Annotated in this window: 13 protein-coding genes; 9 read left to right on the top strand and 4 right to left on the bottom strand. The window is 36.7% G+C overall.

Going from position 1 to position 14945, the window contains the following annotated elements; translation table 11 throughout:
• Nucleotides 1-56 precede the first annotated feature (56 nt).
• The 5 genes from AC5YDM_RS14165 (at nt 57) to AC5YDM_RS14145 (ending at nt 5637) form a co-directional block, all read left to right on the top strand.
• Nucleotides 57-1298: an acyl-CoA dehydrogenase family protein gene (locus tag AC5YDM_RS14165; RefSeq protein WP_496152723.1), complete on the top strand. Its 1242-nt coding sequence runs from the start codon at nt 57-59 to the stop codon at nt 1296-1298.
• Nucleotides 1299-1381: 83 nt separating this feature from the next.
• On the top strand, nt 1382-2503 hold the full coding sequence (locus AC5YDM_RS14160) for a phosphotransferase family protein (protein ID WP_496152722.1): 1122 nt from the start codon (nt 1382-1384) through the stop codon (nt 2501-2503).
• Complete coding sequence (locus AC5YDM_RS14155; protein ID WP_496152721.1) at nt 2500-3198, top strand: histidine phosphatase family protein; 699 nt, start codon at nt 2500-2502, stop codon at nt 3196-3198. Before AC5YDM_RS14160 ends, AC5YDM_RS14155 begins: the two co-directional genes overlap by 4 nt.
• Before the next feature lie 126 nt (nt 3199-3324).
• On the top strand, nt 3325-4068 hold the full coding sequence (locus tag AC5YDM_RS14150) for an SDR family oxidoreductase (protein WP_496152720.1): 744 nt from the start codon (nt 3325-3327) through the stop codon (nt 4066-4068).
• A 204-nt stretch (nt 4069-4272) separates the two neighbouring features.
• On the top strand, nt 4273-5637 hold the full coding sequence (locus AC5YDM_RS14145) for a diguanylate cyclase (protein ID WP_496152719.1): 1365 nt from the start codon (nt 4273-4275) through the stop codon (nt 5635-5637).
• Between the two features lie 81 nt (nt 5638-5718).
• On the opposite strand, the gene AC5YDM_RS14140 is transcribed toward AC5YDM_RS14145, so the two are convergent.
• Entirely contained in the window at nt 5719-7155 is a 1437-nt protein-coding gene (locus tag AC5YDM_RS14140; protein WP_496152718.1) for an alpha/beta hydrolase-fold protein, read from the bottom strand.
• Between the two features lie 212 nt (nt 7156-7367).
• Between AC5YDM_RS14140 and AC5YDM_RS14135 the strand changes: the two genes are divergently transcribed.
• Both AC5YDM_RS14135 and AC5YDM_RS14130 read left to right on the top strand, forming a co-directional pair.
• Complete coding sequence (locus AC5YDM_RS14135) at nt 7368-8084, top strand: SGNH/GDSL hydrolase family protein (RefSeq protein ID WP_496152717.1); 717 nt, start codon at nt 7368-7370, stop codon at nt 8082-8084.
• A 127-nt stretch (nt 8085-8211) separates the two neighbouring features.
• Complete coding sequence (locus AC5YDM_RS14130; RefSeq protein WP_496152716.1) at nt 8212-8790, top strand: uracil-DNA glycosylase family protein; 579 nt, start codon at nt 8212-8214, stop codon at nt 8788-8790.
• A gap of 8 nt (nt 8791-8798) precedes the next feature.
• On the opposite strand, the gene AC5YDM_RS14125 is transcribed toward AC5YDM_RS14130, so the two are convergent.
• The gene (locus AC5YDM_RS14125; protein WP_496152715.1) at nt 8799-9236 is read right to left on the bottom strand and encodes a hypothetical protein; all 438 of its coding nucleotides are present in this window, start codon (nt 9234-9236) and stop codon (nt 8799-8801) included.
• 194 nt (nt 9237-9430) lie between these two features.
• Nucleotides 9431-10915: a phospholipase D family protein gene (locus AC5YDM_RS14120; RefSeq protein ID WP_496152714.1), complete on the bottom strand. Its 1485-nt coding sequence runs from the start codon at nt 10913-10915 to the stop codon at nt 9431-9433.
• Nucleotides 10916-11116: 201 nt separating this feature from the next.
• On the opposite strand from AC5YDM_RS14120, the gene AC5YDM_RS14115 reads away from it, so the two are divergent.
• Complete coding sequence (locus AC5YDM_RS14115) at nt 11117-12232, top strand: S-(hydroxymethyl)glutathione dehydrogenase/class III alcohol dehydrogenase (RefSeq protein ID WP_496152713.1); 1116 nt, start codon at nt 11117-11119, stop codon at nt 12230-12232.
• Nucleotides 12233-12364: 132 nt separating this feature from the next.
• On the opposite strand, the gene AC5YDM_RS14110 is transcribed toward AC5YDM_RS14115, so the two are convergent.
• On the bottom strand, nt 12365-13570 hold the full coding sequence (locus AC5YDM_RS14110; RefSeq protein ID WP_496152712.1) for an amino acid aminotransferase: 1206 nt from the start codon (nt 13568-13570) through the stop codon (nt 12365-12367).
• A gap of 251 nt (nt 13571-13821) precedes the next feature.
• On the opposite strand from AC5YDM_RS14110, the gene AC5YDM_RS14105 reads away from it, so the two are divergent.
• A complete protein-coding gene (locus AC5YDM_RS14105; protein ID WP_496152711.1) occupies nt 13822-14586 on the top strand; it encodes an alpha/beta fold hydrolase in 765 nt (254 codons plus the stop codon).
• Nucleotides 14587-14945 lie beyond the last annotated feature (359 nt).

Raw genomic sequence — 14945 nt, 5'->3', positions numbered from 1 at the left:
TTTCAAGTTAATGTGTTGTAAAGCGAGAGCCATATAAATAATTCAAAGGATGAGAAATGTTTCAACTTTCCCCAAAAGCACAAGACTTTGTAAGCCGAACCAAAAACTTTATCGAGCAAGAAATTGAGCCAATCGAAACACAATTTTGGCAAGAGGTTCATGAACTGAATTTGGGTGGGGATTGGACAGCATGGCAATGGCCAGCTCAGTTAGAAATCTTAAAACAAAAAGCTAAAGCGCTAGGTCTTTGGAATATGTTTCTTCCTGACGAAACTTTGGGACAAGGTTTGTCCGTTCAAGAATATGCACATATTGCCGAACTCACGGGTCGAAGTTTATTGGCACCGACCATTTTTAACTGTAATGCGCCTGACAGTGGCAATATGGAACTGCTTTGGCGCTATGGGACAGAACAACAAAAACAAGATTGGCTCATACCATTATTGGACGGAAAAATTCGTTCTGTTTTTTGTATGACTGAACCTGATGTTGCTTCAAGTGATGCCACCAATATGCAAGCCACTGCGATCATTGAAGGTAATGACATTGTACTCAATGGACGAAAATGGTGGTCTTCGGGTTTAGGTGATCCAAATGCAAAAATTATTATTTTTATGGCGCATACCCCTGATGAAAATAAAGATCGCCATCATCAACATTCGATGGTGCTCGTTCCGATTGATACTCTAGGTGTGAAAATTGAGCGGATGTTGCCTGTTTTTGGTGATTATGATGCGCCACATGGTCACGGCGAGGTCAGCTTTGAGAACGTTCGAGTTCCACTATCGAGCTTTATTGGCGGAGCAGGTCAAGGTTTTGAAATTGCTCAAGGCCGTTTAGGTCCAGGGCGCATCCATCACTGTATGCGTTGTATTGGTGCTGCTGAAAAATCATTGGAGTTAATGATTGATCGTGGGATGAGTCGTACTGCTTTTGGTAAAGAAATTTTAAAACTAGGTGGTAACTTAGAACGTGTTGCTGAAGCACGTGTGGCTATCGATCAAGCTCGTCTCTTAACCTTGTATGCCGCATATAAAATGGATATTTTAGGAAATATGGCTGCACTTTCAGAGATTTCAGCAATTAAAGTGGTTGCACCTAGTGTTTTAGAAAAAGTGGTCGATATGGCGATACAAATTCACGGCGGTGCAGGTGTGTCAAGAGATACACCACTCACTGGATTTTTTGCACAAGCAAGAGCACTACGTTTAGCAGATGGCCCTGATGAAGTTCATAAAGGTATGATCGCCAAATTAGAACTTGCGAAAAGAGGCTATGCTTCTAAGCGTAAATCATAGATCTTTATACATTTTTTAATTAAGATGAATAGATTGTAATACTTTTTTAAGTATTTGATTGAAGATGAAATTAGGGAAGCATAATGTCAATAATCGATGTAGGTGGACAAGTTCGCGAGGGTGAAGAACTTGATATTCAAGCCGTTACAAAATGGCTCCTTGAAAATAGCGTTGATGTACAAGGTCCGGCTGAAGTCACTCAATACTCTGGTGGTGCTTCAAATTGGACTTACCGTTTAAAATATGACAATGCAGATTTAATTTTACGTCGTCCTCCTAAAGGGACAAAAGCTAAATCTGCACATGATATGGCACGTGAGTTTAAGGTTCAAAAAGCCTTGGTTCCATATTATCCAGTACTCCCTGAAATGTTAGCGCTGTGCCAGGATGAAAGTATTATTGGCAGTGACTTTTATGTGATGCGTCGCATTGAAGGAATTATTCCACGGGCAAAACTACCACCTGAATTGCAATTTGGTGAACTGGAAGTTCGTGAACTCTGTACCAATGTCATCGACAAATTGATTGAACTTCATCAAGTTCCTTACTTGGGTACAGACCTTGAGCAACTCGGTAAAGGCGAAGGTTACTGTCGTCGTCAAGTTGAGGGTTGGGACAGCCGTTTTGATAAAGCACATACGATTAATGTTCCTTCATTTAAATATGTTAGAAAATGGTTACAAGAACACATACCGGAAGACTCAAAAACCTGTGTGATCCACAACGATTGGCGTTTTGATAATGTTATTTTAGATCCAAAAAATCCAACCCAAGTGATTGGTGTATTGGATTGGGAAATGGCGACTATAGGTGACCCATTGATGGATTTGGGTTCAGCATTGGCGTATTGGGTGGAGGATACCGATAATCAAATATTTAAATCAACACGTCGTCAGCCTACACACCTTAAAGGGATGTTTAAGCGTAAAGAAGTGGTTGAGTATTATTTAAATAAAACAGGTTTAGAAACGTCGAATTGGACATTTTACGAAGTTTTCGGCGTCTTCCGTTTAGCTGTTATCGCTCAACAAATTTATTACCGTTACTATCATAAGCAAACAACCAATCCTGCATTTAAAGACTTTTGGATTGTGATTCACGCCTTACACATTCGTGCCCTTAAACTCATCGGGATTCAAAAAATTGAAGCCAATGATTTAGCACAAAAATACATTGCTAAATTTAAAGAGATGATGCCGAAATGACGACGATTTATTTTGTCCGTCACGGACAAGCCTCTTTTGGCGCAGAGAGCTATGACAAGTTATCACCTAACGGTGAATTACAGTCGGCATTGCTGGGGCGGTATTTTGAAAAAATATTGAAACAAGCACCGTATGTGGTGGCTGGATCTATGCAAAGGCATCAACAAACCGCTAATTTTACTTTAGCTGAATGTTTTCCTGAGGTTGATGTAGAAACCAATAACGAGTGGAACGAGTTTAATCATCAGCAAGTTTTTGAATTACATGATCCTCGGTTTAGTCAGCCTGAAACATTGAAAGCTGAAGTCGCAAATGCTGAAAGCCCACGTGCATATTTATCACAAATTTTTGAAGGTGCGATCCAGCGCTGGACAGGTGGTGATTTTCACCATGAGTATGATGAATCATGGCCGGATTTTCAAAATCGTGTGGAAACTGCATTAGAAAATTTGTGTAATCAACTGGCTGAATCGAAACCACGTTATGCAGTGGTGTTTACATCGGGTGGCGTGATTTCTGTGATTGCAGGAAAACTACTTGAAGTGAGTGTCAATAAAACATTTGCTTTAAACTGGGCGATTACCAATACAAGTTTAACGACTGTTCGCTTAGTGGGTAATCAGCCACAGCTTTTAAGTTTAAATGAGCATCATTTTATTAAAGCCGAACAACCCGAATTATTAACTTGGATCTAAGTTGATTTTTTGAAAAGGAAGTTTAAATTCTGACTTAAAAGTTGATAACTGTTCGTTTTTATAGGGAAAGCGAACAATTAAAATGATCAAATAATGCAATTAAAATGAAATAAAAAGGATTTAAAGATGGCAAAAACAATTTTAATTACAGGTGCAAGTTCAGGAATCGGCGCGGGCATGTCTCGTGAATTTGCCAAAAAAGGCTATAACCTTGCCATTTGCGCACGTCGTATGGAACGACTAGAAGAGCTAAAAAAAGAGTTAAGCGCTCAATATGGTATTCAAGTCAGTGCAAGAATATTAGATGTGACCGATTATGATCAAGTCTTTGAGGTGTTTAAAGCATTCAAAGCGGATTTTGGAACGATTGATCGCGTTATCGTTAATGCAGGTGTAGGGCAAGGTCGTCGTATTGGAAAAGGTAATTTTGAAATTAACCGTGCAACCGTCGAAACCAATTTCATTTCTGCACTTGCACAAGCAGAAGCAGCTGTAGAAATATTTAGAGCGCAAAACTCAGGTCATTTGGTGATGATTTCGTCTATGAGTGCGATGCGAGGTATGCCTAAACACTTAACTGCGTATGGAGCAAGTAAAGCAGGGGTCGCATTCTTAGCAGAGGGTATTCGTGCAGAGCTGATCGACACTCCGATTAAAGTCTCCACTATTTTCCCTGGTTATATTCGTACTGAAATTAATGAAGGTGCTGCAAAACTACCCTTTGAAGTGGATGAAAAAACTGGTTCTCGACTTTTAGCAGAAGAAATTGAAAAAGCACCGATCAAAGCATATGTTCCTAAGTGGCCTTGGCTACCACTCGGTTTTGCCATGAAAGTCTTGCCTTTAAAATGGGTGAATAAATTAGGTTAATCAGTATTCTAATTTTATTAGGATTATGCTGAGACTGTAAAATGAAACAGTGATCCATTGTTTAAATCTAGAGCCTAAAAGAGCGGCTTTAGATTTAACTTTGATTAACGATTAAGCTGATCGAAAAATTCATGCATTGAAAATATAAAAATCTGATATATTAGTAGTTTAGTAGAATAAAACTTCAGCATTAGGTTTTTCAGCATGAATCCAGAATTAATAGAATTGCTCACCCAGCAGTGGAAAGACATTTGTGCAAAATATTCTACTTCAGAGCTGAATGATACTTTCGAATTTGTCAAAGTCAACTCTTCTGATTTAGTGAGTGAGTTTTATACTCAGATGATGAAAGAGCAACATGCGCTTGAATTCTTATCAGTGGGGATTGTCCATTCAAAATTACAGCAAACGCTGGATCAATGGATTTTAGATAGTTTTGAAGTACCTCTCAAAGACACCTTTGAGCAAATGGTTAAAAAACACAATACTGTAGGTAATGTGCATGCACGTGTGGGAATTCCATCGTGGCTCATCATGCGTGGTATTCGTGAAATTATTAAAAAGATATTTCTACTCGTTGAAAATGAAAGTCATGAACGCGCTTATTTCATTTTGACGTATATGGTTCAGGTTTTAAGTTTTTCATCGGAAATTATGTGTCGTTCTTACGAGGCAAACCTCGAAGTGAAGAATGATATGAAGCATACCTATCGTTTATTCTCAGCGATGCAGGATGTTTCAACGCAAAAAGAAAAGCAACGTGGTTCTTTGTTGGATTGGGAAAATGAACTGATGTTCAAAGTATTCTCTCAAAATCCAGCCTTTAATCATTCTGCTTTATCTAAATCTGAATTTGGTTTGTGGTTTATTCATAAAGCAGCCTATGCATTTTCAAGCTCGAATCAAGTTGAAGTGATCATCAAATCTATTCACCATGTCGATGCTTTGAATGATCAAATTATGAAGAGTGCGGATACAGACCATTCTTTACAATTGATTCACCAACTTCGCGAAAAAAATCGTGAAATTTTGCATTTGATTGAGCAGTTATTCCAAGTGTCTGAATATATTGGTTCAGGCAATGATTCGCTGACGCAACTACTTAACCGTCGTTATTTGAATACGATTCTGGGTCGTGAAATCAATTTCTCTCGTAAAAATAATACCTCGCTGACTTTACTTGCTATCGATGCGGATTATTTTAAAAAGATTAATGATCAATACGGGCATAGTACTGGTGATTTAGCACTGCAATTTTTAGCAGAAGTTCTGTTAGATCTCGCACGTGGAAGTGATTATGCCTTCCGTGTCGGTGGAGAAGAGTTCTTATTGCTACAAGTAGACAATAGCCTTGAAAATGCCTTAGACGCCGCGGAGCAAATTCGAAAACGCGTACAAGGAACAACCATACATACCAATGATGGTCGAAGTTTCAACTTCACAGTTAGTATAGGTGTGGTGAAATACAATGGTCACCCAGATTATCAACGTTTCTTAGATGCTGCTGATGCCGCACTTTACCAAGCTAAAAATAGTGGTCGTAATACAGTGGTGGTTGGCGAAATCTAATCCTATCTATTGAAAGACTCAACCTGCTAATCGTTTTAAAATGAATAGCAGGTTTTTATATCTATTTATTCATCGTTGTGTTTATTGATGGTTTTGAGCAAAAAAGTGTAATAACGCATCTTGTAAAATCATCTGCCACACTGCATAAGAATGTCCACCGACATAGTTTTGATAATGAACCTGATGTCCCTGTTTCTTTAAATCATTCGCCACAATTTCTGAGGTTTCCAAAATGCTCAGATCATTGTTATTTTTTGAAGTCTCGTAAGTATTGGCAGAAATAAACCATTGTTGTTTAGATTGATTAGAACTTTCTCGAATGATTTTACTCATCGAATTTGGTAGATCTTGCGAGTCTTTCTGCCACCAAAATGAACCTGATAGCGGTACAACGTGACTGATTTGTTGTGGAAACTGCATTGCCATATAGGCTGAACTTAGACCTCCTAAGCTTGAACCTAAAATGACCGTTTTAGAGCGATCACGATTTGGCAATTTTTGATCAATAAATGGCATAAGTTCATCGATGAAAAATTGAGTATAAGCTTTATTCGGTGTCAACTCTTGAGGTCGAAGCGTATCTGATGGATGTGAAACAAAAACAGCTTGAATCGGTGGTAGCTGACCTGATTCCACTAAAATGTCTAAAGCTTTGGGAACATTGAGTAATTCAGAATATTGTTTCCCATCAAAAAATATAGCCGTGATATATGAATCATTTGGATTCTTCTTTTTCGATTGATAGGTTTGAATAATTCGTTCATTGCCCATTATTTTACTTTTTAAAATAAAGTGTTTCAGCTTTGGATTTGGGTGATTTGGATATAGTGATGGATCAATAAATTGAGGCGATTGACTTAAAGAGACAATATTTTCACTTCTTAATTTTATTTTTTGTGATAATTCATCGAGCTTTTTTTGAGTAGCATCATTTGAGATGGTTTTACTTTGAGGTTGAAACCATGCATTTGTATTCAATGGATCGATTTTTTGCACTTGAAGACTTGCACGGCGCTGTACCCGTGATTCTTTTAAATTAGAATTTAATTGAGGGCAGTAGTGAGATAAATAGCCATCTAAATTGGGTAAGTCCACAGCATAACTATAACTTCCAATAAATCGGTTATCGACTAAGCTTTCTTTAAACCAAATATCGGTATCGGGTAGCCTTGTGAGCCATTCATGATCATTACTCGGACCACCAATTAAGCGGACATTGTGTTCAGCACCGCGCCATAGAAAAATCATTCTACTGTTATGCTGATCTATTGGCTCAATTAAAGGCGTTCCAATACCTTTAACGTGATCCCAAAACTGGTTTAAATACTTTTTTCGTTCCTGTGGTGATTGAGCGATTTTATTTTGAATGGCTTTAAGTTGTTCACTCTGAGGCAATATCGCCTCACACGGCTGAGCATATTGATTCATCTTTATTTGATTTGAATGTTCTAGTTGAATATTTTCGAATATAGTTTTTTCATTAGCGAATACAGCAGATTGAATTGAGATTAAACTCATACAAAGAGCTGTGACATAGACAGATTTCAAAACAAGTCCAGAAAAATAAACGATAATCATTATCATAAATGAATTTAGGATAGATTTCTGCTCATTATACAAAATCATCTATGCAGTCTTGAAACTTAGATCATTTGATTCAAAATCGCTATGTGATTTAAAAGATACTGATTTACAATCAATATCAATTTGTCAGGCTGATCAAACTGTTTATGCGACTAAAACTAGCGACTTTTGCACTTTTACCGGCACTGGTCATTCAAGGTTATAAAGTAAAGAAAAATATTATTCGTTTGCCCGAGCCTGAGGGTGAGCGCGAGGGTCTGATTGGCTCAGGTAAAGCGCTATCTATATTAATCGTCGGAGACTCAGCCGCTGCGGGCGTTGGGGTCAATCACCAAAATGATGCGCTCACGGGTTCAATCCTAAATGAACTCAATCCTGATTTTGAGATCACGTGGCAACTGGAAGCAACAACAGGGCATACTACGGATCAAGTCATTCAAACGATTGATACTTTAAAGGATCGTCATTTTGATGTTGTATTGAGCTCAGTTGGCGTCAATGATGTAACAAAATTGAACAGTGCAAATCAATGGATCAAAAAACAGCACGCTTTATATTCATTAATAGAAGAAAAATTTTCACCGCAGTTGATTATCGCAACAGGTGTACCTCCTATGGATATGTTTCCTGCTTTACCAAATCCTTTGGGCTGGTTATTTGGACAATATGCACAAGCAATGAATCAAAAATTGGCGATCTTGGTCAATCAACACCCAAAAATGGATTGGATTGAATATGACATTCAACAATACCGTGATTTAAAATTGGATATGGCTGCAGATGGTTTTCATCCAAGTAAAGACGTTTATCAATTATGGGCAAAACAGGTTGCCGATAAAGTTCGATTATATTTTCAAGATTGAAATCAAAATGAAATACCAAATTATTTTATACAAATGATCGTAGTGAGCGTTATGGAAAATAAGTGATTGGTTTAATCCAAATACACGAATATTTTAAAAAGAGAATTACATAGGTTGAACAACACTGATGATTGAAACACATCCTTTAGCACCATTTTTACCTAAAAATGGCAAATTATTGATGTTAGGAAGTTTTCCACCACCACAGACACGCTGGAAAATGGATTTCTATTATCCGAATTATCAAAATGATATGTGGCGAATTTTTGGTTTATGTTTTTTTAAAGATAAAGATTATTTTTTAGATTTGTCGAATAAAAGTTTTCATTTAGACAAAATTATAAGTTTTTTAAATGAGGCAGGAATCGGTATTTATGACACGGCTTATCAAGTGACACGTTTAACAGGTAATGCTTCAGACAAATTTTTAAAAATCGAGAAAGCCACAGATATATTGATGTTACTTACTAAAATGCCCGAGTGCCGCAACATCGTGACAACAGGCGATAAAGCGACAGATACATTGATGCTTTCTATGCCAAACGATGCGATAAAACCGACCATTGGTGAATCTTCAACAGTAAATTTTGCACATCGAGAGCTGAATTTATATCGTATGCCATCTTCATCACGTGCTTATCCTTTGCCATTGGATAAAAAAGCAGATGCTTATATGACATTATTTAAGAAAGTTTCACTGCTTTAATCAGAACTTTAATCAGAAAAGCCAACATAGTCCCAAAGGTTTAGACGTAATTTAATCTCACGGCGAATATTAGGTAGCAAAGGTAACAATGTACCTTCAATCCATAAGCTTAAAGCATGGGTAGAAATAGGCTCTTTTTGATCATCGATGATTTTCGCACCTTTGATACATAATAAAGTCTGTTGATTGACTTCAGTTTCAATGCCTTTGAACAAAACTTGTAAATCATGTCCAGAATCAAAAATCGTCCATTCCAATTCAATTTGAACATTTTGATTAGATTGAATAATCGCTTGACCTTCAACACTGTCATTCTCATGAATACAGTCATGGTCTACTCGAATTTTAGTTAAAAACCATTCTTGCTGAGAGAGCTCAGTCAAATTTAGGGAAGGAATCAGTAAGTCATTCAAGTTAAACTGACGACTTAAGTCAAAAAATTGCATTTAAAATCACAGTGGGAGTAAATGGAAGCAAACATGCTTAAAACGGCATATTAAGATAATTTCCATTGTGAGTGAAATACCGTAACGGAATGAGCTAAGACGAAAATTATATCAAGAGACAACTTATAAGTATGATTCATAAACTTTCAATAATTTGAATTTGCCTTTTATTTAATAAGGTGTATTGAATGTCATTACATCATCCATTCAATAGGAAGATAAGACACGGTATACATAATGAATCGTTGAAACTTTGTCGTTTCGGGATCGACCGTATATTCTTTGATAGAACCATCTTTTTTGTGATCTAACCAAATAATTTCATTTTTTTCATTCAGCTTTAACTGATATGCCATTTGCGGCAGGTATTGATCTAAAGAATCAGAAATTTCATTTTGCAAAGCATCAGATTCAACCACCAGACCTACTTCGGTATTGAGATGTGCTGAACGTGGATCAAAATTAAATGATCCAATAAACACCATCCCATCAATATCAAAGTATTTTGCATGTAAACGTGAAGTATTTTTACCTTTAGCAGGAATCACATTTCCTGTCATAACTTCATACCAAGTTCTACGGTCACGTTCTATATAAGGTTTAAACTCATACAGTTGTACGCCATTCTCTAAGAGTGGTTTTCGATATTTTTGATAGAAAGCATGAACTAATGGAACGTCATTGGCTAAAAATGAATTGGTGAGCACTCGAACTTTAATATCTTGTTGAGCGAGTCCGACCAAATAATCCTCCCCAGCCTGAGTTGGCACAAAATAGGCTGAAACAAATTCCATATGGTTTTTAGGTCGCCCCATAATATTCATGATTTGATTAAATAAAAGTTCATGATCTTCTACTGTTCTGCGAACTTTGTCAGGAGAGTCCGCAATAAAATGGGCTTTTGCCCATTTCACAGGACGGTTCTTTAAATTTTCCCTAATTTGATCCTGTGCTTGAATAATTCGAGATTCACTGTCTATTTTTTGAAAATCTGTTGATTCTGCATATTTCTTTCTAATTCTTTTAAGTTGATCATCGGGTTGAGCTTTGACCAAATCTTGAATTGAATAGCTCAGGTCATCATTCCAATATTGTAAAAATGAAGTATTTGCATCATGTACCGTTTCACCGCCAAAGAAAATATCCATGTCAGCAAACTGAAAATCATGGCTTGCATCAAAATATTCACTACTAATATTACGACCACCAGTTACTGCGACAGTTCCATCCGCAACGATGAGTTTATTGTGCATACGATGATTAATATGATTGAATCTAAAAATGTAATCAATCACGCGAAAATTACGATATTTATAGGGATTAAATAGTTTAATTTGAAAATTAGGATGTTGCGCAAGCTGAATCAGTGTTTCATCCAACTTCGTTCCGTTCTGATCATCAATCAACAGTCTAATTTTGACTCCACGATCTGCAGCTTTCAGCAACTCAGACAGCAGATGTTGACCGATAGCATCATCTTCCCAAATGTAATATTGCAAATCTAAATGATGTTTTGCTTCATTAATCAGGTAAAGGCGTGTCGCCATACTCATAAAAGGGTCTTGTAAAGGCAGATAAGCCGTAAGTCCAGCATCAACTTTCTTTTGCGACTCTTCGCTATTGTTAATCCAACTACCAATTCGTGCTTCAAATGGATTTTCATCTACGCTTGTATTCATAGGTAAAGAACATCCAGATAAATTAACGACAACGGCACTGATCAATAAAATAGAGAATCGTTTCTTGAATAGCGTTATTTTCATAAATTTTTAATGCTTTGATCGGACATTTTATTGTCATCCTTTATATTGAATCTTCTTATAAAAAGCGGTTACTGTAAAGCATCTGTTTAAGACCCTATTTTAAAGGAAGATCTTTATATGAAATCACGTGCAGCTGTCGCATTTGGTCCGGGCCAACCCTTACAAATTGTTGAATTAGATGTAGCGCCACCTAAGGCAGGTGAAGTTCTAGTTAAGATCACACATACAGGTGTTTGCCATACAGATGCATTTACACTTTCAGGTGATGATCCTGAAGGCGTATTCCCAGCAGTATTGGGTCATGAAGGTGCAGGTATCGTAGTTGAAGTTGGCGAAGGTGTAACTAGTGTCGTTCCAGGTGATCACGTTATTCCACTTTATACAGCTGAGTGTGGTGAATGCTTATTCTGTAAATCTGGAAAAACTAACCTCTGTGTTTCAGTTCGTGCAACACAAGGTAAAGGCTTAATGCCTGATGGTACAACACGTTTCTCTTATAATGGCAAGCCTGTGTACCACTATATGGGGTGTTCAACGTTTAGTGAATACACTGTCGTTGCTGAAGTATCATTGGCTAAAGTAAACCCTGAAGCGAATCCTGAGCATGTTTGCTTATTGGGTTGTGGCGTGACCACAGGACTTGGCGCAGTTAAAAATACAGCTAAAGTGCAAGAGGGCGATACGGTTGCTGTCTTTGGTTTAGGTGGTATTGGTTTAGCGGTGGTGCAAGGTGCTCGTAAAGCTAAAGCAAGCCGTATTATTGCTGTCGATACAAATCCAGATAAATTCAAGTTGGCTGAACTGTTTGGTGCAACTGAGTTTTTAAATCCAAAAGATTATGATCGTCCAATCCAAGAAGTGATTGTTGAAAAAACAGGATGGGGCGTAGATCATTCATTTGAATGTATTGGTAATACCAATGTGATGCGTTCAGCACTGGAATGTGCCCATCGCGGTTGGGGACAATCGATCATTATTGGTGTGGCGGGTGCAGGACAAGAAATTTCAACGCGTCCATTCCAATTGGTGACAGGTCGTAGCTGGAAAGGCACTGCTTTTGGTGGTGTCAAAGGTCGCACTGAGCTTCCAGGTATGGTTGAAGAATCAATGAAAGGTGACATTCAACTTGAACCATTTGTGACGCATACCATGGGCTTAGATAAAATCAATGAAGCTTTTGATTTGATGCATGAAGGTAAATCCATTCGTTCTGTGATTCATTTCCAAGAATAATTCTTGTTAAAGCATAATTTTCAAAATAAGCGCTGCTGATATTCAGATAAAAAAGCCCAAATTTATTTGGGCTTTTTTATATCTATGTTATTTCTATATTCTTAATACCTATCAGGGTATTAAGAATAATTTTCAAGCAGTCGCTTTTAATACTTCAGCAAATGCTTTTGCAACAACATCAATGTTATTTAGGTTTAGACCCGCAGCACACATACGACCACTACGTACTAAATAGATACCATATTTATCTTTTAAGATATCAACTTGCTCAGCGGTTAAGCCTGTATAGCTAAACATCCCTTGTTGTTTGACTAAGTAGCTGAAATCACGATCTGGAAGCTCAGCATTTAACTTTTGTTGAAGCAATTGACGCATTTGAATAATACGCTCGCGCATTTCTTTCAACTCAGCTTCCCACTCAGCAGTCAACGCTGCATCGTTCAAAACATTATTCACCAATAATGCCCCCGTTGTTGCTGGGCTAGAATAAATACGGCGTACCGTCGCCTTCAACTGACCCAATACTTTTTGAGCAGTTTCTTTATCATCACAAACGAAAGTTAAACCACCAACACGTTCGCCATATAAAGAAAAGATTTTAGAGAATGAGTTACTTACGATAAAGTTCATTCCAGACTTATCTAAAGCACGAATTAGGTAAGCATCTTCCTCAAGACCTTGACCAAAACCTTGATAAGCAATATCTAGGAAAGGAAGTAAATCTTGTTTTTTCAATACTTCAATCACTTGATCCCATTCGGCAGGTGTTAAATCTGCACCTGTTGGGTTATGACAGCAAGGATGAAGGAGTACAACACTTTTTGCAGGTAAAGTTGATAATGTTTCAAGCATTGCAGGAACATTGACACCATTGGTCTCAGCGTCGTAGTAAGGGTAGAAGTGAGAAGCTACACCTGCACCATTGAAAATCGCAATGTGATTATCCCAAGTCGGCTGGCTTACCCAGATATCAGATTCTGGGAAATATTTTTTAATAAAGTCACCACCGACTTTAAGCGCACCAGAACCACCTAAAGTTTGAATCGTTACAGCACGACCATCTTTACGTGCTTGGCTGTCTTTGCCCAATACCAATGCTTGAGTCGCATCGTTATAAGACTTTAAACCATCCATAGGAAGATAAAGTTTTACTTTTTCATTGGTTGGTTCAATATTTTTGTAGGCTTTTTTTACAGCTTCTAATTGAGGAACAATACTTTCTTCGTTGTAGTAAAGACCAATACTTAAATTAACCTTTTCAGTGCGTTCATCCTTACCAAACTCTTCCATAAGAGATAAGATCGGGTCACCAGCATAAGGATCTACATGTTGAAACATGGACTTTTTCCTAAAATTAACAAAGAAATGAATATTTAGATAATATATATAATTTAAAGTTTCTCTCAACTATTAAAAACAAGACTATTTCTTATAAGTCTTGAAACTTTTCATTATAAAGACCAATAACGAATTGACTTATTTAAGATGTAAGTTATCAAATTTCATCCGTTCACTGTTTTAATGAATGCTATATTTAACAATATTTTTACGCTATTCAACTTCGAACTCAAACCTGATAAGGAAACCTTATGCTTCTTAACTACCAGTACCAACAGGCTAAAAGTGAAACTCATCAAGGAACGCTTGTTTTCATTCACGGGTTGTTTGGAAGTTTAAGTAATTTAGGCATGTTGGTTCGAGCATTTGAAAATGATTACGCGATTGTCCAGTTAGATTTGAGAAATCATGGTGAATCTGGACATGATGATCAAATCGATTATTTGGTCATGGCACAAGATGTTCTTGAAACGTTAGCGCATTTAAATATTCAGCAGTTTTCAGTGATTGGACATTCTATGGGTGGAAAAGTAGCCATGAAATTAACTGAAATTGCCGGAGAGCGATTAGAACGTATGGCTATATTAGATATCGCACCATTTGCCTATCAACAACGACATCATGATCAAATATTTGAAGCACTTATTGCAGTTGAACAAGCTCAAGTATCAACACGTAAAGAAGCCACTGAAATTATGCAAAGCTATATTCAAGAAATGGGTGTCATCCAGTTTTTATTAAAATCGTTCCAACAAGGACAGTGGAAATTTAACGTAAAAGCATTACTGGCTCATTATGAAAATATCATTTCGTGGCAAGAAATAGAGCCTTGGATGAAACCAACCTTATTTTTAAAAGGTGAGCATTCAGACTATATTTCGCAAGATGCCCATTTTGAATCTATTCAAGATCAATTTCCATTTTCTCAGCTGAGTATTATTAAAAATGCAGGGCATTGGTTACATGCTGAACAAACGATTGAAGTAACTGATCAAATTAAAAGATTTTTCCAATAGATTATATTTAAAAATATTTATTTATAAATGAACATGATATTTAGACCAAGCTTATTTTTAGATAAATATTTTTTATTTAAACTTAGAAATATTTTAATATTAATTAAAAATTAAAACCCTTAAGCGCTTAAACATAAATTCATTGTAATGAATAACTTATAAAAAAATATTCAGCCTACTTATTACCCATTTCTGAAATATTGATGTATTATCATGCAAATGGGGATGCATTTAATTTAGATAAATAAGTGCTACAATAATCATTATATTGACTTAAGTGTGAGTGCTATCACAATATATAATTAAAACTGTACAGATTTGAATATAGAACAAACCTTAAAAGTAGAAACTTAATGGTT

It is taken from the genome of Acinetobacter sp. CY81, from assembly GCF_059515925.1.
This window is presented reverse-complemented; position numbering and strand designations above follow the sequence as displayed.

Excerpts from the sequence above, each read along its gene's own strand:
- AC5YDM_RS14140 (WP_496152718.1), bottom strand. The coding sequence starts at position 7,155 with ATGAGTTTAATCTCAATTCAATCTGCTGTATTCGCTAATGAAAAAACT.
- AC5YDM_RS14165 (WP_496152723.1), top strand. The coding sequence starts at position 57 with ATGTTTCAACTTTCCCCAAAAGCACAAGACTTTGTAAGCCGAACCAAA.
- AC5YDM_RS14155 (WP_496152721.1), top strand. The coding sequence starts at position 2,500 with ATGACGACGATTTATTTTGTCCGTCACGGACAAGCCTCTTTTGGCGCA.
- AC5YDM_RS14150 (WP_496152720.1), top strand. The coding sequence starts at position 3,325 with ATGGCAAAAACAATTTTAATTACAGGTGCAAGTTCAGGAATCGGCGCG.
- AC5YDM_RS14120 (WP_496152714.1), bottom strand. The coding sequence starts at position 10,915 with ATGAATACAAGCGTAGATGAAAATCCATTTGAAGCACGAATTGGTAGT.
- AC5YDM_RS14110 (WP_496152712.1), bottom strand. The coding sequence starts at position 13,570 with ATGTTTCAACATGTAGATCCTTATGCTGGTGACCCGATCTTATCTCTT.
- AC5YDM_RS14115 (WP_496152713.1), top strand. The coding sequence starts at position 11,117 with ATGAAATCACGTGCAGCTGTCGCATTTGGTCCGGGCCAACCCTTACAA.
- AC5YDM_RS14160 (WP_496152722.1), top strand. The coding sequence starts at position 1,382 with ATGTCAATAATCGATGTAGGTGGACAAGTTCGCGAGGGTGAAGAACTT.
- AC5YDM_RS14135 (WP_496152717.1), top strand. The coding sequence starts at position 7,368 with ATGCGACTAAAACTAGCGACTTTTGCACTTTTACCGGCACTGGTCATT.
- AC5YDM_RS14105 (WP_496152711.1), top strand. The coding sequence starts at position 13,822 with ATGCTTCTTAACTACCAGTACCAACAGGCTAAAAGTGAAACTCATCAA.
- AC5YDM_RS14125 (WP_496152715.1), bottom strand. The coding sequence starts at position 9,236 with ATGCAATTTTTTGACTTAAGTCGTCAGTTTAACTTGAATGACTTACTG.
- AC5YDM_RS14130 (WP_496152716.1), top strand. The coding sequence starts at position 8,212 with ATGATTGAAACACATCCTTTAGCACCATTTTTACCTAAAAATGGCAAA.
- AC5YDM_RS14145 (WP_496152719.1), top strand. The coding sequence starts at position 4,273 with ATGAATCCAGAATTAATAGAATTGCTCACCCAGCAGTGGAAAGACATT.